Annotated in this window: 2 protein-coding genes and 1 pseudogene; 2 read left to right on the top strand and 1 reads right to left on the bottom strand. The window is 45.3% G+C overall.

Annotation, left to right across the window (positions count from 1 at the left end):
• Window positions 1-180: 180 nt before the first annotated feature.
• Window positions 181-399, top strand: a pseudogene (locus EQY_RS0110890) (type II toxin-antitoxin system PemK/MazF family toxin); the annotation flags it as partial.
• A gap of 190 nt (window positions 400-589) precedes the next feature.
• Window positions 590-1,597 carry a hypothetical protein gene (locus tag EQY_RS0110885; protein WP_000595495.1) on the top strand — a complete coding sequence of 336 codons (1,008 nt, stop codon included), beginning with the start codon at window positions 590-592 and terminating at the stop codon, window positions 1,595-1,597.
• A 54-nt stretch (window positions 1,598-1,651) separates the two neighbouring features.
• On the opposite strand, the gene EQY_RS26770 is transcribed toward EQY_RS0110885, so the two are convergent.
• Window positions 1,652-1,844, bottom strand: a 193-nt coding sequence (locus EQY_RS26770; protein ID WP_237712262.1) for a hypothetical protein, incomplete at its 5' end; no start/stop codon positions are given.

Here is a 1,844-nt window from a genome sequence, read left to right as displayed (position 1 = left end):
TTACGCTACGTACTTCTCGGGGCGCTTACCCTGCTGGCGCATTTGCTTTATCATGTAAAAGTCCTCTCTGCTCAGCATGTTGATGTCCTTTTTGTTGTGAGAACCTTAAGGAAACAACATGTTGGGTGGAGCGGACAATCCAAATGGTGAATTACCGTCTTATATCACTGGCGCTAACACCTGCCTGTTGTTGTCCCCGTAACCAGCGGAGGCAATTTTGCCCGCACTGCCGGCTTTGCGGTGTCGTTGGATGGTGCCGGCATACGTACCAGCGGTGTTGTGCGTTGCGATCAACCCCGGACAATCGATATGAAAGCCCGAGGCGGCAAACGACTCGAACGGGTTCCGGAGACTATCATGAACGAAGTTCTTGGCCGCCTGTCCACTATTCTGACTTGAGCGAGGGAGCGCGACTGAAGGCGGTGTAATCGGGCCAGAAGGTTTGAATGTACGACTGACCGAACAGGAAACACCAGTACGGCTGACTTACGTCGTTAATGGGAAAGAATTTGGTAAATTTGTCAAAATCGTTAATTTTACATTAAGTATTGGATGATCATGATTGTGTACCAGAAGAGGCAGAGGCGATATGATTAAACAATCTCTATTCTTGTTAGTTGCTGACATATTATTGCTGCCGAGCATATGCGTAGCAGCAAATATATATACAATGGAGTGTTCTACTCTGCCAGTATCATATCAGGTTGCTGATGGTGCTTATACCCCACGTAACAGCGTGATGCCTTCGACAGGTTACACACCAAAGCTGGTAATACCTTTGCCTGAAGGGAGTGATAACCTCGATTATATATATGGGTACACATATTACACCAAATGGTCCGGATGGCAATTGACACCATCGCCCCCACCTTACGCTGACAACGTAATATCCGAGTTATTAAAGACGATGAGCAACCCGTTTAGGTGTAGTTATATGCAGCTTGGGGAATGGCGCGATTGTGCTTCAATTGCACCAACGCTAACGTTTGGCGAAATAAGTAATTACCGAAATTCCAGTTTGTCTTTTAAGGGTACCAAGGGGGATGCATTAATTGCAAATCGGATCGACCCAATAATGGATGGGCATATCAAGCTACGAAAGGAATATCGCGGCTCATTAATTCCGGATGACAAGCCATACAACTTTACGATGACTGGCTGGTTCTGGCATAAGGATGTATATGAATATCATAACAATTATGTTCACAGTCAGTTAACTGTAAAATATCAACTACAATGCACTTTGAACAGAGAGTTTAATACTGAACTGATATTAACCCCTTCAGAGCTGACATGTCCGAACTATGTGCTTGGGACCGGAGTGAAAGAATGTGGGGCGGCAACACTAACAGTACGAAATCCAGGAAAGGGGCATAACATAACCGTAAACCTGGAAGGAGAAACTGGTGATAGCATATTGTTAATAAATACGGGAAAAGGTAGTGATATAACTGTTACCGGAACTCCGCAGACAATAATGCCATCATCATCAGGTTCGCATATACTGAAATTTAAAGTAGATACGAATAAAGCGCAACAGCAGAAACATCCGGCAAACAAAAGATATGCAATAAAATTCACATCAACCTGGCTGTAAGTTTCACTCGCCAGAGTGCGGAGTTGTTCATCGATAGGAATTTAAAGAGCTTGTTTAAGATTCTGTGTAAGCGTAAATCGGTCGCCGTATTGCCGTGGCATAAATCAGGTGCGGTATGCCACAGTGATTCGGTTGCCGGTGTGTCCACCAACTGGTGACTTGTTCGAGAAGCGGTAGTCCTAATGCCTTCTTGATACCCGGAAAGGTGGTAAATCCAGCTCCGGCTGGCTGTGGGCTTACGTCAGCG

It is taken from the genome of Escherichia sp. TW14182, from assembly GCF_000208525.1.
Lineage (GTDB): Bacteria > Pseudomonadota > Gammaproteobacteria > Enterobacterales > Enterobacteriaceae > Escherichia > Escherichia ruysiae.
The sequence above is the reverse complement of the archived record's forward strand: the minus strand, read 5'-3'. Positions and strand labels throughout refer to the sequence as shown.

Coding starts and splice junctions, on each gene's coding strand:
- EQY_RS0110885 (WP_000595495.1), top strand. CDS start 590: ATGATTAAACAATCTCTATTCTTGTTAGTTGCTGACATATTATTGCTG.